13 protein-coding genes are annotated in these 16,122 nt (G+C 72.1%); 8 read left to right on the top strand and 5 right to left on the bottom strand.

What is annotated here, in order from left to right; genetic code table 11:
* The first annotated feature begins 42 nt into the window (after window positions 1–42).
* Complete coding sequence (gene dnaE, locus ACQPZG_RS25765; protein ID WP_433548092.1) at window positions 43–3,576, top strand: DNA polymerase III subunit alpha; 3,534 nt, start codon at window positions 43–45, stop codon at window positions 3,574–3,576.
* A 217-nt stretch (window positions 3,577–3,793) separates the two neighbouring features.
* On the opposite strand, the gene ACQPZG_RS25770 is transcribed toward dnaE, so the two are convergent.
* Complete coding sequence (locus ACQPZG_RS25770; RefSeq protein WP_433548093.1) at window positions 3,794–3,961, bottom strand: hypothetical protein; 168 nt, start codon at window positions 3,959–3,961, stop codon at window positions 3,794–3,796.
* Between the two features lie 269 nt (window positions 3,962–4,230).
* Between ACQPZG_RS25770 and ACQPZG_RS25775 the strand changes: the two genes are divergently transcribed.
* From ACQPZG_RS25775 to ACQPZG_RS25790, 4 genes are all read left to right on the top strand, one after another.
* Window positions 4,231–5,538 carry an NYN domain-containing protein gene (locus tag ACQPZG_RS25775; RefSeq protein WP_433548094.1) on the top strand — a complete coding sequence of 436 codons (1,308 nt, stop codon included), beginning with the start codon at window positions 4,231–4,233 and terminating at the stop codon, window positions 5,536–5,538.
* 254 nt (window positions 5,539–5,792) lie between these two features.
* Window positions 5,793–6,779: an ABC transporter ATP-binding protein gene (locus ACQPZG_RS25780; protein ID WP_433549549.1), complete on the top strand. Its 987-nt coding sequence runs from the start codon at window positions 5,793–5,795 to the stop codon at window positions 6,777–6,779.
* Window positions 6,776–7,630 (top strand): ABC transporter permease, encoded by an 855-nt coding sequence (locus tag ACQPZG_RS25785; protein ID WP_433548095.1) that lies wholly within the window; start codon window positions 6,776–6,778, stop codon window positions 7,628–7,630. Before ACQPZG_RS25780 ends, ACQPZG_RS25785 begins: the two co-directional genes overlap by 4 nt.
* A gap of 63 nt (window positions 7,631–7,693) precedes the next feature.
* Entirely contained in the window at window positions 7,694–8,485 is a 792-nt protein-coding gene (locus tag ACQPZG_RS25790) for an ABC transporter permease (protein WP_433548096.1), read from the top strand.
* Window positions 8,486–8,736: 251 nt separating this feature from the next.
* Here the strand turns inward: ACQPZG_RS25790 and ybaK are convergent, their stop codons facing one another.
* From ybaK to ACQPZG_RS25810, 4 genes are all read right to left on the bottom strand, one after another.
* On the bottom strand, window positions 8,737–9,246 hold the full coding sequence (gene ybaK / locus ACQPZG_RS25795) for a Cys-tRNA(Pro) deacylase (RefSeq protein ID WP_433548097.1): 510 nt from the start codon (window positions 9,244–9,246) through the stop codon (window positions 8,737–8,739).
* A 17-nt stretch (window positions 9,247–9,263) separates the two neighbouring features.
* Window positions 9,264–10,040 carry an LON peptidase substrate-binding domain-containing protein gene (locus tag ACQPZG_RS25800; protein ID WP_433548098.1) on the bottom strand — a complete coding sequence of 259 codons (777 nt, stop codon included), beginning with the start codon at window positions 10,038–10,040 and terminating at the stop codon, window positions 9,264–9,266.
* A 5-nt stretch (window positions 10,041–10,045) separates the two neighbouring features.
* Window positions 10,046–11,131, bottom strand: coding sequence for a hypothetical protein (locus ACQPZG_RS25805; RefSeq protein WP_433548099.1), 1,086 nt, complete (start codon window positions 11,129–11,131; stop codon window positions 10,046–10,048).
* Window positions 11,132–11,353: 222 nt separating this feature from the next.
* Window positions 11,354–12,961, bottom strand: a complete 1,608-nt coding sequence (locus ACQPZG_RS25810; RefSeq protein WP_433548100.1) for an oxidoreductase — start codon at window positions 12,959–12,961, stop codon at window positions 11,354–11,356.
* Window positions 12,962–13,105: 144 nt separating this feature from the next.
* On the opposite strand from ACQPZG_RS25810, the gene hisD reads away from it, so the two are divergent.
* Genes hisD through hisB form a run of 3 tightly spaced genes read left to right on the top strand, consistent with a single transcriptional unit; the run spans window position 13,106 to window position 16,118 of the window.
* Window positions 13,106–14,425, top strand: a complete 1,320-nt coding sequence (gene hisD / locus ACQPZG_RS25815; protein WP_433548101.1) for a histidinol dehydrogenase — start codon at window positions 13,106–13,108, stop codon at window positions 14,423–14,425.
* Window positions 14,422–15,528 carry a histidinol-phosphate transaminase gene (locus ACQPZG_RS25820; protein ID WP_433548102.1) on the top strand — a complete coding sequence of 369 codons (1,107 nt, stop codon included), beginning with the start codon at window positions 14,422–14,424 and terminating at the stop codon, window positions 15,526–15,528. Before hisD ends, ACQPZG_RS25820 begins: the two co-directional genes overlap by 4 nt.
* Window positions 15,525–16,118, top strand: coding sequence for an imidazoleglycerol-phosphate dehydratase HisB (gene hisB / locus ACQPZG_RS25825; protein WP_185025646.1), 594 nt, complete (start codon window positions 15,525–15,527; stop codon window positions 16,116–16,118). The genes ACQPZG_RS25820 and hisB overlap by 4 nt, the downstream gene beginning before the upstream one ends.
* Window positions 16,119–16,122: the final 4 nt, after the last annotated feature.

The raw sequence follows: 16,122 nt of genomic DNA on the forward strand, positions 1-16,122 counted from the left end.
TTTCCCGCCCCGTCACCGACCGCAGCACCGGAGGCCCCCGCCGTGACCAAGCCGCCCTTTACGCACCTCCACGTCCACACCCAGTACTCGCTGCTGGACGGTGCCGCGCGGCTGAAGGACATGTTCCAGGCGTGCAACGAGATGGGCATGACGCACATCGCGATGTCCGACCACGGCAACCTGCACGGCGCGTACGACTTCTTCCACTCCGCGCAGAAGGCCGGCGTCACCCCGATCATCGGCATCGAGGCGTACGTCGCCCCGGAGTCCCGGCGCAACAAGCGAAAGATCCAGTGGGGCCAGCCGCACCAGAAGCGCGACGACGTCTCCGGTTCCGGCGGTTACACCCACAAGACGATCTGGGCGGCGAACAGGACCGGGCTGCACAACCTCTTCCGGCTGTCCTCCGACGCGTACGCCGAGGGCTGGCTCCAGAAGTGGCCGCGGATGGACCGGGAGACCATCTCGCAGTGGTCGGAGGGCCTGATCGCCTCCACCGGCTGCCCCTCGGGCGAGCTCCAGACCCGGCTGCGCCTGGGCCAGTACGAGGAGGCCCGACAGGCCGCCTCCGACTACCAGGACATCTTCGGCAAGGACCGGTACTTCCTGGAGCTGATGGACCACGGCATCGAGATCGAGCGCCGGGTCCGCGACGACCTCGTCAGGATCGGCAAGGAGCTGGGCATTCCGCCGCTGGTCACCAACGACTCGCACTACACGTACGCGCACGAGGCGACCGCGCACGACGCCCTGCTGTGCATCCAGACCGGCAAGAACCTCTCCGACCCGGACCGCTTCCGCTTCGACGGCACCGGCTACTACCTCAAGACGACCGACGAGATGTACGCCATCGACTCCTCGGACGCCTGGCAGGAGGGCTGCCGCAACACGCTGCTGGTCGCCGAGCAGATCGACACCACCGGCATGTTCGAGAAGCGCGACCTGATGCCGAGGTTCGACATCCCCGACGGCTTCACCGAGGTCACCTGGTTCCAGGAGGAGGTCCGCCGCGGCATGGCGCGCCGCTACCCCGGCGGTGTCCCCGACGACCGGCAGAAGCAGGCCGAGTACGAGATGGACATCATCATCCAGATGGGGTTCCCGGGGTACTTCCTGGTCGTCGCCGACTTCATCATGTGGGCCAAGAACAACGGCATCGCGGTCGGTCCGGGCCGGGGCTCGGCGGCCGGCTCGATCGTCGCGTACGCCATGGGCATCACCGACCTCGACCCGATCACCCACGGGCTGATCTTCGAGCGCTTCCTCAACCCCGAGCGCGTCTCGATGCCCGACGTCGACATCGACTTCGACGAGCGCAGGCGCGTCGAGGTCATCCGCTACGTGACGGAGAAGTACGGCGCCGACAAGGTCGCCATGATCGGCACGTACGGAAAGATCAAGGCGAAGAACGCCATCAAGGACTCCGCCCGCGTCCTGGGCTACCCGTACGCGATGGGCGACCGGCTCACCAAGGCGATGCCCGCCGACGTCCTCGGCAAGGGCATCGACCTCTCCGGCATCACCGACCCCAAGCACCCGCGCTACAGCGAGGCGGGCGAGATCCGGGGGATGTACGAGAACGAGCCGGACGTGAAGAAGGTCATCGACACCGCGAAGGGCGTCGAGGGCCTGGTCCGGCAGATGGGCGTGCACGCGGCCGGCGTGATCATGTCCAGTGAGCCCATCGTCGACCACGCCCCGATCTGGGTGCGGCACACCGACGGCGTCACCATCACGCAGTGGGACTACCCCCAGTGCGAGTCGCTCGGCCTGCTGAAGATGGACTTCCTGGGCCTGCGCAACCTCACCATCATGGACGACGCCGTCAAGATGGTGAAGGCGAACAAGGGCATCGACCTGGAGATGCTCTCCCTGCCGCTCGACGACCCGAAGACCTTCGAACTGCTCTGCCGCGGCGACACGCTCGGCGTCTTCCAGTTCGACGGCGGCCCCATGCGCTCGCTGCTCCGCCAGATGCAGCCCGACAACTTCGAGGACATCTCCGCCGTCTCGGCCCTGTACCGGCCGGGTCCGATGGGCATGAACTCCCACACCAACTACGCGGAGCGCAAGAACGGCCGCCAGGAGATCACGCCGATCCACCCGGAGCTCGAAGAGCCCCTGAAGGAGACGCTCGGCCTGACCTACGGCCTCATCGTGTACCAGGAGCAGGTGCAGAAGGCCGCCCAGATCATCGCCGGGTACTCGCTCGGCGAGGCCGACATCCTGCGCCGCGTGATGGGCAAGAAGAAGCCCGAGGAACTGGCCAAGAACTTCGTCCTCTTCCAGGAGGGCGCGAAGAAGAACGGCTACTCCGACGCGGCGATCCAGGCGCTGTGGGACGTACTGGTCCCCTTCGCCGGATACGCGTTCAACAAGGCGCACTCCTCCGCGTACGGGCTGGTCACCTACTGGACCGCCTACCTCAAGGCGAACTACCCCGCCGAGTACATGGCGGCCCTGCTGACCTCGGTGAAGGACGACAAGGACAAGTCGGCCGTCTACCTCAACGAGTGCCGCCGCATGGGTATCAAGGTGCTGCCGCCCAACGTGAACGAGTCCGAGTCGAACTTCGCCGCCCAGGGCGACGACGTGATCCTCTTCGGCCTCACCGCCGTCCGCAACGTCGGTCAGAACGTCGTCGACTCGATCATCAGGTGCCGCAAGGCCAAGGGGAAGTACAGCTCCTTCCCCGACTTCCTGGACAAGGTCGAGGCCGTCGTCTGCAACAAGCGCACCGTGGAATCCCTCATCAAGGCCGGCGCCTTCGACGAGCTGGGGCACACCCGCAAGGGCCTCGTCGCGCACCACGAACCGATGATCGACAACGTGGTCCAGGTCAAGCGCAAGGAGGCCGAAGGACAGTTCGACCTGTTCGGCGGCGAGGAGGACAGCAGCGAGCCCGGTTTCGGACTCGACGTCGAGTTCTCGGACGTCGAGTGGGAGAAGGCGTACCTCCTCGCGCAGGAACGCGAGATGCTCGGCCTCTACGTCTCCGACCACCCGCTCTTCGGCCTGGAACACGTCCTGTCCGACAAGGCCGACGCGGCGATCTCCCAGCTCACCGGCGGCGACTACCCCGACGGCGCGGTCGTCACCGTCGGCGGCATCATCTCCGGCCTCCAGCGCAAGATGACCAAGCAGGGCAACGCCTGGGCCATCGCCACGGTCGAGGACCTGGCGGGCTCCCTGGAATGCATGTTCTTCCCCGCGACCTACCAGCTCGTCTCCACCCAGCTCGTCGAGGACACCGTCGTGTTCGTGAAGGGGCGGCTCGACAAGCGCGAGGACGTGCCGCGTCTGGTCGCGATGGAGATGCAGGTCCCCGACCTGTCCCACGCCGGGACCAACGCCCCCGTCGTGCTGACCATCCCGACCGTCAAGGTCACCCCGCCGATGGTCAGCAAGCTCGGCGAGATCCTGCAGAGCCACCGTGGCAACACGGAGGTCCGGATCAAGCTGCTCGGGGCGCGCAGGACGACCGTGCTGCGGCTCGACCGGCACCGCGTGACGGCGGACCCCTCGCTCTTCGGCGACCTGAAGGTGCTGCTCGGCCCGAGCTGCCTGACGGGCTGACACCCGCGGCGGCACGGACGCCACCCGCGCGGCAGAGGTCACGCGCGGCGGCACGCACGCCACCCGCGCGGCAGCAGAGGTCACGCGCGGCGGGGCGCACGCCACCCGCGCGGCACGGGTCACCCGCAGCGGGGCATGCGCCATCCGCGCCGGGCCCAGGACGAAGGAGAGGCGCGCCCCCGTGCACAGGGGCGCGCCTCTCGCGTTAGACCATCGATCAGTTGTGGCCGAAACGCTTCTGGTGCTTGCGGGCCACGTCCGCCGGGCTGCCCTGCGGAGGGGACTGCACCTGCGACTCGGTGTCGAAGGAGCTGCTCTTCTCCGCCTGCTGCGAGGCGCGGTCCTGCGGGGTGCTCTGCTTGCGGGAATTCTTGTTCTTGGCCATCGAATGCCTCCTGAAAGGGCTCGGTGCCAGGGCCGGGATCAGACTCACACAGCGGGACAGACCGCGCATTTTGGATCATCACGGTACGTAAGGGGCGGCCATCGGGGCTAACTTCCGGGGAACTTCGCTCCCCGCCACGCCGATGATCGAGTTCCGGCCGTTAAGCCCTTCGAGGTCGGGCAGACTCGATGAAAACCCGTACGTCTCCCGATCCGTGTCCTTTGTTTTCGCGTACTTCGAAAGTCTTTCTTCCGAGGTTCAGAAAGAGGGTGGAACGCGTGGACCGTTGCGTCGTCCTGGTGGACGCCGGCTATCTGCTGGGCGCCGCCGCGAGTCTGCTGGCCGGAGAGCCGGCCCGCTCGCGCATCACCGTCGATCACTCCGCCCTCATCCAGGGTCTGCGGGAGAGGGCCGAAGCCGACACCCAGCAGCCGCTGCTGCGCATCTACTGGTTCGACGGCGCCCCCGACCGTGTGCCGCAGCCCGAGCACCGCAGGCTGCGCGTCATGCCCCGGGTGACCGTACGGCTGGGGGCGCTGACCCGCAGCGACGGCCGCTGGGCGCAGAAGGGCGTGGACGCGGCCATGCACGCCGAGCTGACCGAACTGGCCAGAAATCGCGCCTGCTCCGACATCGTGCTGGTCACCGGGGACGGCGACCTGCTCCCCGGGCTGATGTCCGCGAAGGAGCACGGCGTCGCCGTCCACCTGTGGGCGGTGCAGGCCGCCGACGGCGACTACAACCAGTCCGAGGACCTGGTCGCGGAAGCCGACGAACGCCGCGTCCTGGACCGGGCGTGGATCACCAGGGCCGTACGCGCCAAGGAGTACGGCGGCAGCTGCGCCCCGCCGCCCGCGCCCCGGCCCGAGATCGCCGCCATTCTCTCCGCCCCGCTGCCGGAGTCCGCGCTCGCCGCACAGGCGGAGGCGCAGGCGCGGGAGACCGCGGCCCGCGCCGACGCGCAGTCCGCGGCAGCGGTCCGCAACGGGGACAGCGCCTCCCCGGCCCCCTCCCGCAACGGCTCCCAGGCCCCCGCCGCCGGCACGGCCAAGGGCGTCCCCACGCCGAAGGACCTGGCCGGGCTGCGCGGCCCCGGCAGCCACCCCGCCCCGCACCCGCAGCACCCGCAGACCCCGCCCCCGGCCGGCGCCACCCTGCGCTGGTCCTCCGACCGGGGCTGGGTCGAGCGCCCCGGCGGCTCCTCCGTCGGCGAGCCGCCCGAGACGGCCTCGCTGCCCACCCTCGCCCAGCTGACCAGCGCGGAGCAGCGCTGGGCGGACCGCGAGGAGGACATCACCACGGTCGGCGGCGACCCCTTCGAGGTCGGCCAGGTCTTCGCCCGGCGCTGGATGGAACGCCTCCCGGAGCCGGGCCACACCCAGAAGCTGTCGACGATGTACCCGCGCATCCCGCACCGCATCGACGGCGAGCTCCTGCGGTACGCGGCCCGCTTCGGACTCCTGGCCCACAAGGACGACCAGATCGACGAGCACGACCGGTACGCGATCAGGGCGGGCTTCTGGCGCGAGATCGACGTCCGGGCCGCGGCCGAACACGCCACGGCGTCGTCGGACTGACCGCCCGCGCGGCCTCGCGGGCGCGGCCCGACCGAACCGCCGCGCCGCCGCGGCCCGTTCCCGGCCCGCCCCGCGCGGACGTTCCCGGGAGCCCTGCGGGGCGCCCGGCCCGTACGCCGACGGAGGGACCCGGCGGACCCCGCACGGCCCGGGACCACGTAGGCTCGTGGCTCGTGAGTACGGGCACAGCAGCGGCTGAAGCGGGTCCGGCGGGCACCGCCCCGGCCCCCCACGACGGACAGACCACCTCCGTCGTGTGCGCGGTCGACAACCTCGTCAAGGTGTACCCCCCGGCCCGCGCCCGGCGCGGCGTGCCCGCGGTACCCGAGGTACGGGCCAGCGACGGCATCTCCCTGACCGTCCGGCGCGGCGAGATCTTCGGCCTGCTCGGCCCCAACGGCGCCGGCAAGACCACTCTCGTCCGCCAGCTCACCGGGCTGATGCGCCCGGACGCCGGCCGTGTCGACGTGCTCGGCCACGACCTCGTACGCCACCCCGAGCGGGCCTCCCGACTCCTCGCCTACCTCGGGCAGGAGAGCACCGCACTCGACGAGCTGACCGTGTCGTTGGCCGTCGAGACGACGGGTCGGCTGCGCGGGCTCGCCGCGAAGCACGCGCGGGCCGAGCGGGACGACGTACTCGAAGAACTCGGGCTGACGGCGATCGCCGGGAAGCCCCTGAAGAAGCTGTCCGGCGGGCAGCGGCGACTGGCCTGCTTCGCGACCGTGCTGGTCGGGGAGCGGCCGGTGCTCGTCCTCGACGAGCCGACGACCGGCATGGACCCGGTCGCCCGGCGCGCGGTGTGGTCGGCCGTCGACCGGCGGCGGGCCGAACGCGGCGCCACCGTCCTGCTCGTCACGCACAACGTCATCGAGGCGGAGACCGTTCTCGACCGGGTCGCCGTCCTGGAGCGCGGGCGGGTCATCGCCTGCGACACGCCGGCCGGGCTCAAGGAACAGGTCGCCGACGAGGTGCGGGTGGAACTGGTGTGGCGGGAGCGGGCCCCGCTCGACGTGCCCGAAGTGGCCGCACTGCGGGGACTGGGGGCGGACCGGGTGCAGGAGTCGGGAAGGCGCTGGACGCTCCGGCTCGCCCCGGACGAGGCGCGGGCCGCGGTCGCCGCGGTCACCGGAGGCGCGGCCTTCGCCGCCCTCGACGACTTCACGCTGGCCACCCCGAGCCTGGAGGACGTCTACCTCGCGCTCGGCGGCGGGCGCACGGAAGGACTGGTCAAGGCGTGAGCACGGTGTCTGAGATCGAGGCGGGGACGAATGCCGGTACGGGTGCGACGGAGGCCGTGACACCGCCGCGCGCCGGGGCGCCCGCGCCCTTCGGGGCGGCGGAGCTTGCTCCCCGTGCGCGGTTCCTGCCCTCGCTGGCCGCCGTGTACCGGGCGCAGCTGTCGCGGGCGCGGGTGGCGCGCATTCCGCTGCTGTTCGTGGCGACCTTCCAGTCCGTCGGGATCATGATCCTGATGCGCGGGGTCGTGGACGGCGGCAACGAGGCGCGGGCCGTGGTGGCCGGGTCCAGCGTGCTCGTCGTCGCCTTCGTGGCGCTGAACCTCCTCGCCCAGTACTTCGGGCAGCTCCGGGCGAGCGGCGGGCTCGACCACTACGCGACGCTGCCGGTGCCGCCCGCGTCCGTCGTGCTGGGCGCGGCGGCGGCGTACGCGTCGTTCACCGTGCCCGGGACGCTCGTCACGGCCGGCGTCGGATGCGCGCTGTTCGGGCTGCCGATGGGGAACGTATGGGTGCTGGCCGCAGTGATCCCGTTGGCCGGAGCGGCCCTCGCCGGGCTCGGCGCGGCGCTCGGACTGCTCGCCCCGCGGCCCGAACTCGCGACCCTGCTGGGGCAGTTGGGCATGTCGGCGGCGCTGCTGCTGGGCGTGCTGCCGAGCGAGCGGATGCCCGCCGCGATCTCGTACGCACGGGATCTGCTCCCCTCGACGTACGGGGTGGAGGCCTTCGCCCGCACCTTCGACGCGCATCCGGACTGGGCTGCGGTCGTACGGGACCTGGGCGTGTGCGCGGGGGTGGGGATCGTGTCGCTGGCGGTCGCGACGTGGGCGTACCGGCGGGCCGCGGTGCGCTGAGGGCGGTTGTCCGGAGGGCCGTCCGGTGAGGCGCGGCCCCGGTGCGCCTGGCACGATGTCAGGGTGACCGCACCTCTGACACCGCCTCACCAGCCTTCGCCCCACGACCCCTGGCAGACGCCTGTCGGGGACGAGCAGGAGGCGACGCCCACGGAGCCCTCGGCCGACGGTTCCGCCGACGGCGACCCCGATCTCGCCACGGACATCCGGCGCGCCGTGGTCGTGCTGGTGGTGATGGCCGTGGCCGGGCTGGCACTGGGGCTGCTGTGGGTGTGGCTGGCACCGAAGGTGCCGCTCGTGTCCACGGACAAGGCGGTCTTCCTCAAGGACACCGAGGGCGAGGAGGCGGCCGGGGCCGAGGGCACCTTCGTCCTGCTCGGGGCCGCTTTCGGGCTGGTCAGCGGGGCGCTCGTCTTCTGGCTGCACCGGCGGGGCGGGGTCCCGGTGGTGGTGGCGCTGCTGCTGGGCGGGCTGTTCGGGTCGTGGCTGGGGTGGATGGCCGGGGGCTGGTTCGGGCCGACGGCGGACGTGGTCGCGCACGCGAAGACGGTGGGCACCGGGGTCGTCTTCGACGCGCCGCTGAAGCTGGAGGCGAAGGGGGCGTTGCTGGCGTGGCCGTTCGTGGCCGTGCTGGTGCATCTGGGGCTGACGGCGGTCTGGGGGGTGCGGGATCCGGAGCCGGAATTCGAGTGGGGGGCGTATTACGGGGCGCCGGGGACGCAGGCGGGGGAGACCGGGCCCGGGTCCGGAGCTGAGGGTGGGGCTCCGGGCGGGCCCGGGGCTGCGGACGGGACCGGGCTCGGGGGCGGGTCGGCGTCCGGGGCGGCGCCCGGGGGCGAGTCGGGGCCCAGGTAGGGCAGGGGGAGGTACGGGAGTGGCGGGGGCGTAGGGCGGGGGGTGCACCTCCGGTGGGGGCCGCCCCCTTGCCCGCCCCCCCCAAGCACTCGGCTTCGCTCGTGCAGGGGGGACCCCCGCGCCCCCGGGGGGCGGCCCCGCCGCCCAAGGGGGCGGGCGGAGGTGGGAGTGGCCCCGTCGCCCAAGGGGCTCAGGTTCGGCGGCCCTGCCGCCCGAGGGGGTGCGCGGGGGCGGGAAGTGGCTCCGGGGGGTCAGGGGCGGCTGATCGGGGCGAGGGTGGCCTGGGTGAGGGTGGTCAGGTCGGCGGGGGCCAGTTCGACCTCCAGGCCGCGGCGGCCCGCCGAGACGCAGATGGTGCGGTGCGTGGAGGCGGACGAGTCCAGCACCGTGCGCAGGCGCTTGCGCTGGCCCAGGGGGGAGATGCCGCCCCGTACGTACCCCGTGGTGCGCTCGGCCGCCGCCGGGTCCGCCATCGTGGCGCGCTTCCCGCCCACGGCCGCCGCGAGTGCCTTCAGGTCGAGACTGCCCGCGACCGGGACGACCGCCACCGTGAGTGCGCCGTCCACGTCGGCGACGAGGGTCTTGAAGACGCGGTCCGGGGTGACGCCGAGGGCTTGCGCCGCCTCCTCGCCGTACGAGGCCGTCGCCGGGTCGTGCGCGTAGGAGTGCAGGGTGTGGGCGGTCCCCGCCGTCGTCAGCGCGACCGTCGCGGGCGTCCCGCCGGACGTCTGTGCCTGCTTCTTCTTCGCGGTCTTGGCCAAGGGAGGCACTCCTGAACTCAGTTGGGGCAGGTGGGGACGCGGGTCAGGGCTTCCGCGGGGATGGACGGCAGATGCCGGATCAGGGCCGTCTCGGTGCGCAGGATGGTCAGTTCCTCGCGCAGCCGGGTCGCGGTGTCCGGCGCCTGGAGGAGGCGCTGGCGGGTGGGGGTGTCGAGCATGGTCGCCGCCGCCACCAGGTAGGACACCACCGACGGCTCGTCGGGGAGGTCGGCGGAGGTGGTGAGGGTCGCCTCGCGGGCTCCGGCCAGCCGCTTCTGGTAGGTGCGGAAGGCCCGCAGCACGCCTTCGGCGAGCGCGCCCGCCTCGTCGCCCGGTTCCTCCTCCAGCTCCTCCAGCTCGGCCGTCAGGTAGGGACCGGTCGCGTCCACGGACAGCAGCCGCACCCGCGTCGTGCCGGTCGCGAGGACCTCGAAGCTGCCGTCCTCGCGTTCGCGGATCGTCGCCGCGTCCGCGATGCAGCCGACCCGGTGGAAGGCCTGGACGGGGTCCGCGCCGAAGCCGGCCGCGGGGCCCTTGTCGGACACCGCCGTCGGGTCGTCGGGCATGCCGGTGGCGGTACGGGCGGTCTCCCGGCCGTCGCGGATGGCGACGACGGCGAACCGGCGCGGCTCGTCGTCCTCCGGGGCGGCACCGTCCTCGCCGTCCCCGGGGGCCGACTTGAGCAGGTCGCGCATCATGGCGCGGTATCGCTCCTCGAAGACGTTCAGCGGCAGCACGAGGCCCGGGAACAGAACCGAGTTCAGCGGAAAGAGGGGAAGGCGAACGGTGGTCACAGCGGTCAAGCGTAATGGCCGTCGGACCTGCTGCGGCCGGGAGTCCACCGACGGGCCCCCTGCGGCCTCGCACGGTCCGGCGCGGGCGGTGGGTCCGCGACCGCCAGGGCGCGTGCCGTCTCACGGGCTTCGAGGAAACGGCCGAGCGGGTCGTCGGTCAGCGACGCCCAGGGGAAGGAGGTGGCGTGCGGGCCGATCCGCCGGAACTCGGCCAGTGCCTCCGTCCACCGCTCCCGGCCCGCCAGCACGTACGCCAGGACGTTGCGGATCTCCGCCGCCCACGGGTCGCCCCTGTCGTACTCCGCCGACAGCGCGATCGCCAGATCGGCCGCCTTGTCGACGCGGGCGGCCAGGTCCACGGCGAGCGACGGCGGCGCGGCACCGTCCGAGAGCAGCGCGAACGCGGCCCGCAGCGGCAGCGCCTGGATCAGCGAGCCGGGCAGCGCGTCCTCGGCGGCCTGCTCGGCGAAGTCGAAGCACTCGCGGTACGTGGAGCCCTGCGCGGCCAGGTACTTCAGGGCGGCCACATGGCAGCCGTAGTGGTGCGAGGAGCGCCGTACGGCCTGCTCCCACAGCCCCTCGAAGGTGCCGTGCCCGGCCTGGGCGCCGCGCGCGTGGTCCAGGGCGATCCGCCACGGCACCGGATCACGGGGGGAGCCCGCGGCCGCCGCGTCGATCAGCGGGCGGGCCGGGCGCAGACGATCGGCCGGGGCGGGGAGGTCCAGTGCCCGGCTGACCTCCAGCTCCGCCTGGACGAGAAGGGCGTCCGGGTCGTGCGGGGCGGCCAGCAGCCAGTCGGTGAGCCAGTCCTGGCGGTGATGGGCGAACGTGGCGAGACGCAGCGTGTAGCGGTCGCGGTCCTCCCACTCCGCGCGCTCGCGGGTCGCGGCGAGGAGTTCCGAGGCGGGGGCGTACGAGCCGTGGGCGGCGGCGACCAGAGCGGGGGCGATCCGGTCGTCGGGGGCGTCGAGCAGCAGGTCGTCGCCGAACGCCGCCCGGTCGCCGGGCGACGGGGCGGCGGCGTGCGCGGCGCGCGCGGGAGAGCGGCGGGCCAGTCGGGCGGAGCTCAGCAGCGCGCGAAGGAATGACATGGTTCAACCATTGAAAACCGCAGGTGAGGGGCTTGCTAGGGGTGGGGTGTGAAGCTTTGGTGGCGGCAGGAAGGTTGTACGGGCCCTGGTCAAAGGACGGTAAAGAAAGGGGATGGATGAGAGGGTGCGGTGACCGGGGTGTGGGAGGAGTGGAACCGGAGCGGACAGCGGGCGGACGTCAGCCCCGGCGCAGGAGGCGGGAGGCACCGGCGGCGGTGGTCGTCAGCCCCGGCGCAGGAGGCGGGAGGCGCCGGCGGCGACCGTGGTGGCGAGGATCCAGCCCAGGAGGACGAGGACGGCGGCGGCCCACTGCCAGCCGCCCTCCAGCCGCCAGTGCCCGTCCTGGCCCAGGTTGATCACCGGGACGAGCAGGTCGAGGGCGTAGAGCGGGGCGCTCCACTGCGGGTGCTCGCCCGGTTTGATGGGCTCCGGGTCGTAGCGGGAGAACGCGAACGTGCCCGCCGCCCAGAGGACGGCCATCCACAGGGCGGCGCGCCCCGGGCGGTAGCCGTACGCCACCACCCAGTCCTGGAGGTAGCCCCACGCCTTGCCGGCCGGCGGCATCGTCTCCCGCTGCCGCCGCTGCTTGGCGAGCAGGACCTCGCGGGCCTCGGAGTCCTCGCCGCCGGCCCGCTTGACGGCCGCGAGGCGTTCGTAGGGTTCCGGGGCGTACTCGGCGGTGGCCGCCGTCACCCACTCCAGGCGGCGGACGAGCGGGAAGTGGCCGAGGGGGACCAGGGTCTCGTACACGAAGCCGCCCATCGAGAGCCTGCCGGGGCCGGGCCAGCTCGTCGACCTGTCGACCAGGGTGATGATCTTCGCGCCGGACAGCACGACCTTCCCGCGCTCCGGACGCTCGCACAGGAAGCGCAGCTCGGGGGCCTGGATGCGGCGCAGCGACAGCTCCTGGTCGTCCTCCATGGTGAAGCGGGCCTCCTGGAGGTCGACCGCGTCCCCGAACCGCCCGTCGTCCAGCCGCACCCCGCCCTCGCACTCGAAGCGCTGCATCCGCAGCCCCCGCACGGCCACGTGTCCCAGGCCCCGCCCGATCCCGTACGGCGGAGTGGTGTTGCCGTACGCGGCGGAGGGCAGGCCCGCCGGGGTCAGGTAGAGGGTGCGCTCGACGGTCAGTTGCGGGGCGTTCAGCGCGAGCTTTCCGTACGGGTTGCGCAGGTGGCTGCCGCGCAGGCTCATCGAGACGCCGACCTTCGCGCCGCGCAGGCTGACCTCCCCGTACGACTCGATCAGTTCGGCCTGGAGGTCCTGGGCGACGTTGAGTCCGTCGGCCGCGATGGCACGGTCGTTGCGGTCGCGGTGGACGACGATCTGGTTGATGAGCAGGTCGGTGCCGATCTGCGCGTCGGTGAGGCGTATCCCGCGTTCGATGCGGCAGCGGGGGAGGTGCAGGTCGCCCTCGGTGTGCAGCCGGGCGGCCTCCAGCCGGGGGAGCGCGCAGCCGACCAGGCGCAGGGTGCTGAAGCGGCACTCCGGGAGCAGCAGTTCGCTGTCGAAACGGCAGCCGTGCAGCTCGACGTACGGGGAGACCGTCCCGCCGGACAGGTCGAGCACCCCCTCGATCTGCACCCCGCGCACCTTGAGCGCCGCGACCCGCCCGGGACGGGCCTCGGGCCCGCTGAGCAGCAGCAGCGCCATCACCCGGGCGCGCACGGTGCGCTCACGACCCCACGGGCGGTCCACCATCGGGTCGTCGGCCAGCGGGTCGTGCACCCGCAGGTCGTACGCGCTGCCGTTGCGGAACGCCTGCCACATGCCCAGTTCCGCCGTGTTCAGCCAGTCCGGCGCCTCCGGGTCCTGCTGCGGATCGGACACCCCTTGCCCCCTCGCTCCCGTACGTAACGGAGTGCACGCTAGTGGTCACCGAGGACATCCGGGACGCCGGTGGTGTCCTGTGGCCTGTATCAGCCAGTGATACGGGCGTCCTGTGGCCGGAAGAGGTCTGAGAGAATTGACCGTGTGATCTCACGAATCGACCTGCGCGGCGGTGCCCTCCCCGAGGGCACGGCCCTGCGCGACCTGCTGCCCCGAGCCGACTTCGACGTGACGGCCGCCCTGGAGAAGGTGCGTCCGATCTGCGAGGACGTGCATCATCGCGGCGACGCGGCGCTGATCGAGTACGCGGAGAAGTTCGACGGGGTCGCACTGGAGCAGGTCCGGGTTCCCGCCCAGGCGATCACCGACGCGCTGAAGACCCTGGACCCGAAGGTGCGCGCCGCCCTGGAGGAGTCCATCCGGCGCGCCCGCATCGTGCACCGCGCCCAGCGCCGTACGACCGAGTCGACGCAGGTCGTGCCGGGCGGCACGGTCACCGAGCGCTGGGTGCCGGTGGACCGCGTCGGGCTGTACGCGCCCGGCGGCCGGTCCGTGTACCCGTCTTCCGTGATCATGGACGTGGTGCCGGCGCAGGAGGCCGAGGTCCCGTCGATCGCGCTGGCCTCGCCCGCGCAGAAGGAGTTCGGCGGACTGCCGCACCCGACGATCCTGGCCGCCTGCGCGCTGCTGGGCATCGACGAGGTGTACGCGGCGGGCGGCGCCACGGCCGTGGCGATGTTCGCGTACGGCACCGAGTCCTGCCCGCCCGCACCGATGGTGATGGGTCCGGGCAACATCTGGGTGGCCGCCGCCAAGCGCTACTTCACGGGCGTCATCGGCATCGACTCCGAGGCCGGACCGACCGAGATCGCCGTCCTCGCGGACGGCACGGCCGACCCGGTGCACGTCGCCGCCGACCTGATCAGCCAGGCCGAGCACGACCCGCTCGCCGCGTCGGTCCTGGTCACCACCAGCGAGGAGCTGGCCGCCGGGGTGGCGAAGGAGCTGGAGGCCCAGGTCGCCGTCAGCAAGCACCGCGAGGAGCGGATCGTCCCGGCACTCACCGGCAAGCAGTCCGCGATCGTGCTCGTCGAGACGGTCGAGGACGGCCTCGCCGTCGTCAACGCGTACGGGGCCGAGCACCTGGAGATCCAGACCGCCGACGCGGCCCGGGTGGCCGAAAAGGTGCGCAACGCGGGCGCGGTGTTCGTCGGCCCGTGGTCCCCGGTCTCCCTGGGCGACTACGCGGCCGGATCCAACCACGTGCTGCCCACCGGCGGCTGCGCCTGCCACTCCTCGGGGCTCAGCGTGCAGTCCTTCCTGCGCGGCATCCACGTCGTGGACTACACGAAGGACGCGCTCGCCGAGATCACCCACCACGTGGTGACCCTCGCGGAGGCGGAGGACCTGCCCGCGCACGGAGCGGCCCTGAAGGCACGGTTCGGTTGGAAGGTGCCCACGTGACCGGCATCGACGACCTCCCGATCCGCGACGAGCTGCGGGGCAAGTCCCCGTACGGGGCCCCGCAGCTCGACGTGCCGGTACGGCTGAACACCAACGAGAACCCGTACCCGCTGCCCGAGGCCCTCGTCGACCGGATCGCCGAGCGCGTCCGCGAGGCCGCCCGCCACCTCAACCGCTACCCGGACCGGGACGCGGTCGAGCTGCGCACGGAACTGGCCGGATACCTCACCAGGACGGCCGGACACCCGGTCGCCCTCGGAAACATCTGGGCGGCCAACGGCTCCAACGAGGTCCTCCAGCAACTGCTCCAGACCTTCGGCGGCCCCGGCCGCACCGCCCTCGGCTTCGAGCCGTCCTACTCGATGCACGCGCTCCTCTCGCGCGGCACCGGCACCGGCTGGCTCTCCGGCCCGCGCAACGACGACTTCACCATCGACGTCGAGCGGGCCCGCAGGACGATCGCCGAGCACCGGCCCGACGTCGTCTTCATCACCTCCCCCAACAACCCCACCGGTACCGCCGTCGAGGCCGATACCGTTCTCGCCCTGTACGAGGCGGCACAGGCCGCCAAGCCCTCGCTGGTCGTCGTGGACGAGGCGTACGGCGAATTCAGCCACCACGCCTCGCTGCTCCCGCTGATCGCGGGCCGGCCGAACCTGGTGCTCTCGCGCACCATGTCCAAGGCGTTCGGCGCCGCCGGGCTCCGGCTCGGCTACCTGGCCGCCGACCCGGCCGTGGTGGACGCGGTGCAGCTCGTACGCCTGCCGTACCACCTGTCCTCGGTCACGCAGGCCACCGCGCTCGCCGCGCTGGAGCACACCGATACGCTGCTCGGGTACGTCGAGCAGCTGAAGGCCGAGCGGGACCGGCTCGTCGCCGAGCTGCGCGCACTGGGCTACGAGGTCACCGACTCGGACGCCAACTTCGTCCAGTTCGGACGCTTCGAGGACTCCCACGCCGTCTGGCAGCAGATCCTCGACCGCGGGGTCCTGGTCCGGGACAACGGAGTACCGGGCCGGCTGCGGGTGACCGCGGGCACCCCCGACGAGAACGACGCGTTCCTCGAAGCGGTACGCGCCCTCAAGAAGGAGCAGAGCACATGAGCCGCGTCGGACGCGTCGAACGCACCACCAAGGAAACCTCCGTCGTCGTCGAGATCGACCTCGACGGAACCGGCAAGGTCGACGTGTCGACCGGTGTCGGCTTCTACGACCACATGCTCGACCAGCTCGGCCGCCACGGCCTCTTCGACCTCACGGTCAAGACGGACGGCGACCTGCACATCGACACCCACCACACCATCGAGGACACCGCGCTGGCGCTCGGCGCCGCCTTCAAGCAGGCCCTCGGCGACAAGGTCGGCATCTACCGCTTCGGCAACTGCACCGTCCCCCTCGACGAGTCGCTCGCGCAGGTCACCGTCGACCTCTCCGGCCGCCCGTACCTCGTGCACACCGAGCCCGAGAACATGGCGCCGATGATCGGCAGCTACGACACGACGATGACCCGGCACATCTTCGAGTCGTTCGTCGCCCAGGCGCAGATCGCCCTGCACATCCACGTGCCGTACGGGCGCAACGCGCACCACATCGTGGAGTGCCAGTTCAAGGCCCTGGCGCGGGCCCTGCGCTACGCCGCCGAGCGCGACCCGCGCGCGGCCGGCATCCTCCCGTCGACCAAGGGCGCGCTGTAACCCC

This window comes from Streptomyces sp. CA-294286 (assembly GCF_050947155.1).
Taxonomy (GTDB): domain Bacteria; phylum Actinomycetota; class Actinomycetes; order Streptomycetales; family Streptomycetaceae; genus Streptomyces.

Bases quoted from the DNA above. Each gene is read 5' to 3' on its own strand.
- ACQPZG_RS25770 (WP_433548093.1), bottom strand. From the start codon at position 3,961: ATGGCCAAGAACAAGAATTCCCGCAAGCAGAGCACCCCGCAGGACCGC.
- hisB (WP_185025646.1), top strand. From the start codon at position 15,525: ATGAGCCGCGTCGGACGCGTCGAACGCACCACCAAGGAAACCTCCGTC.
- ACQPZG_RS25805 (WP_433548099.1), bottom strand. From the start codon at position 11,131: ATGTCATTCCTTCGCGCGCTGCTGAGCTCCGCCCGACTGGCCCGCCGC.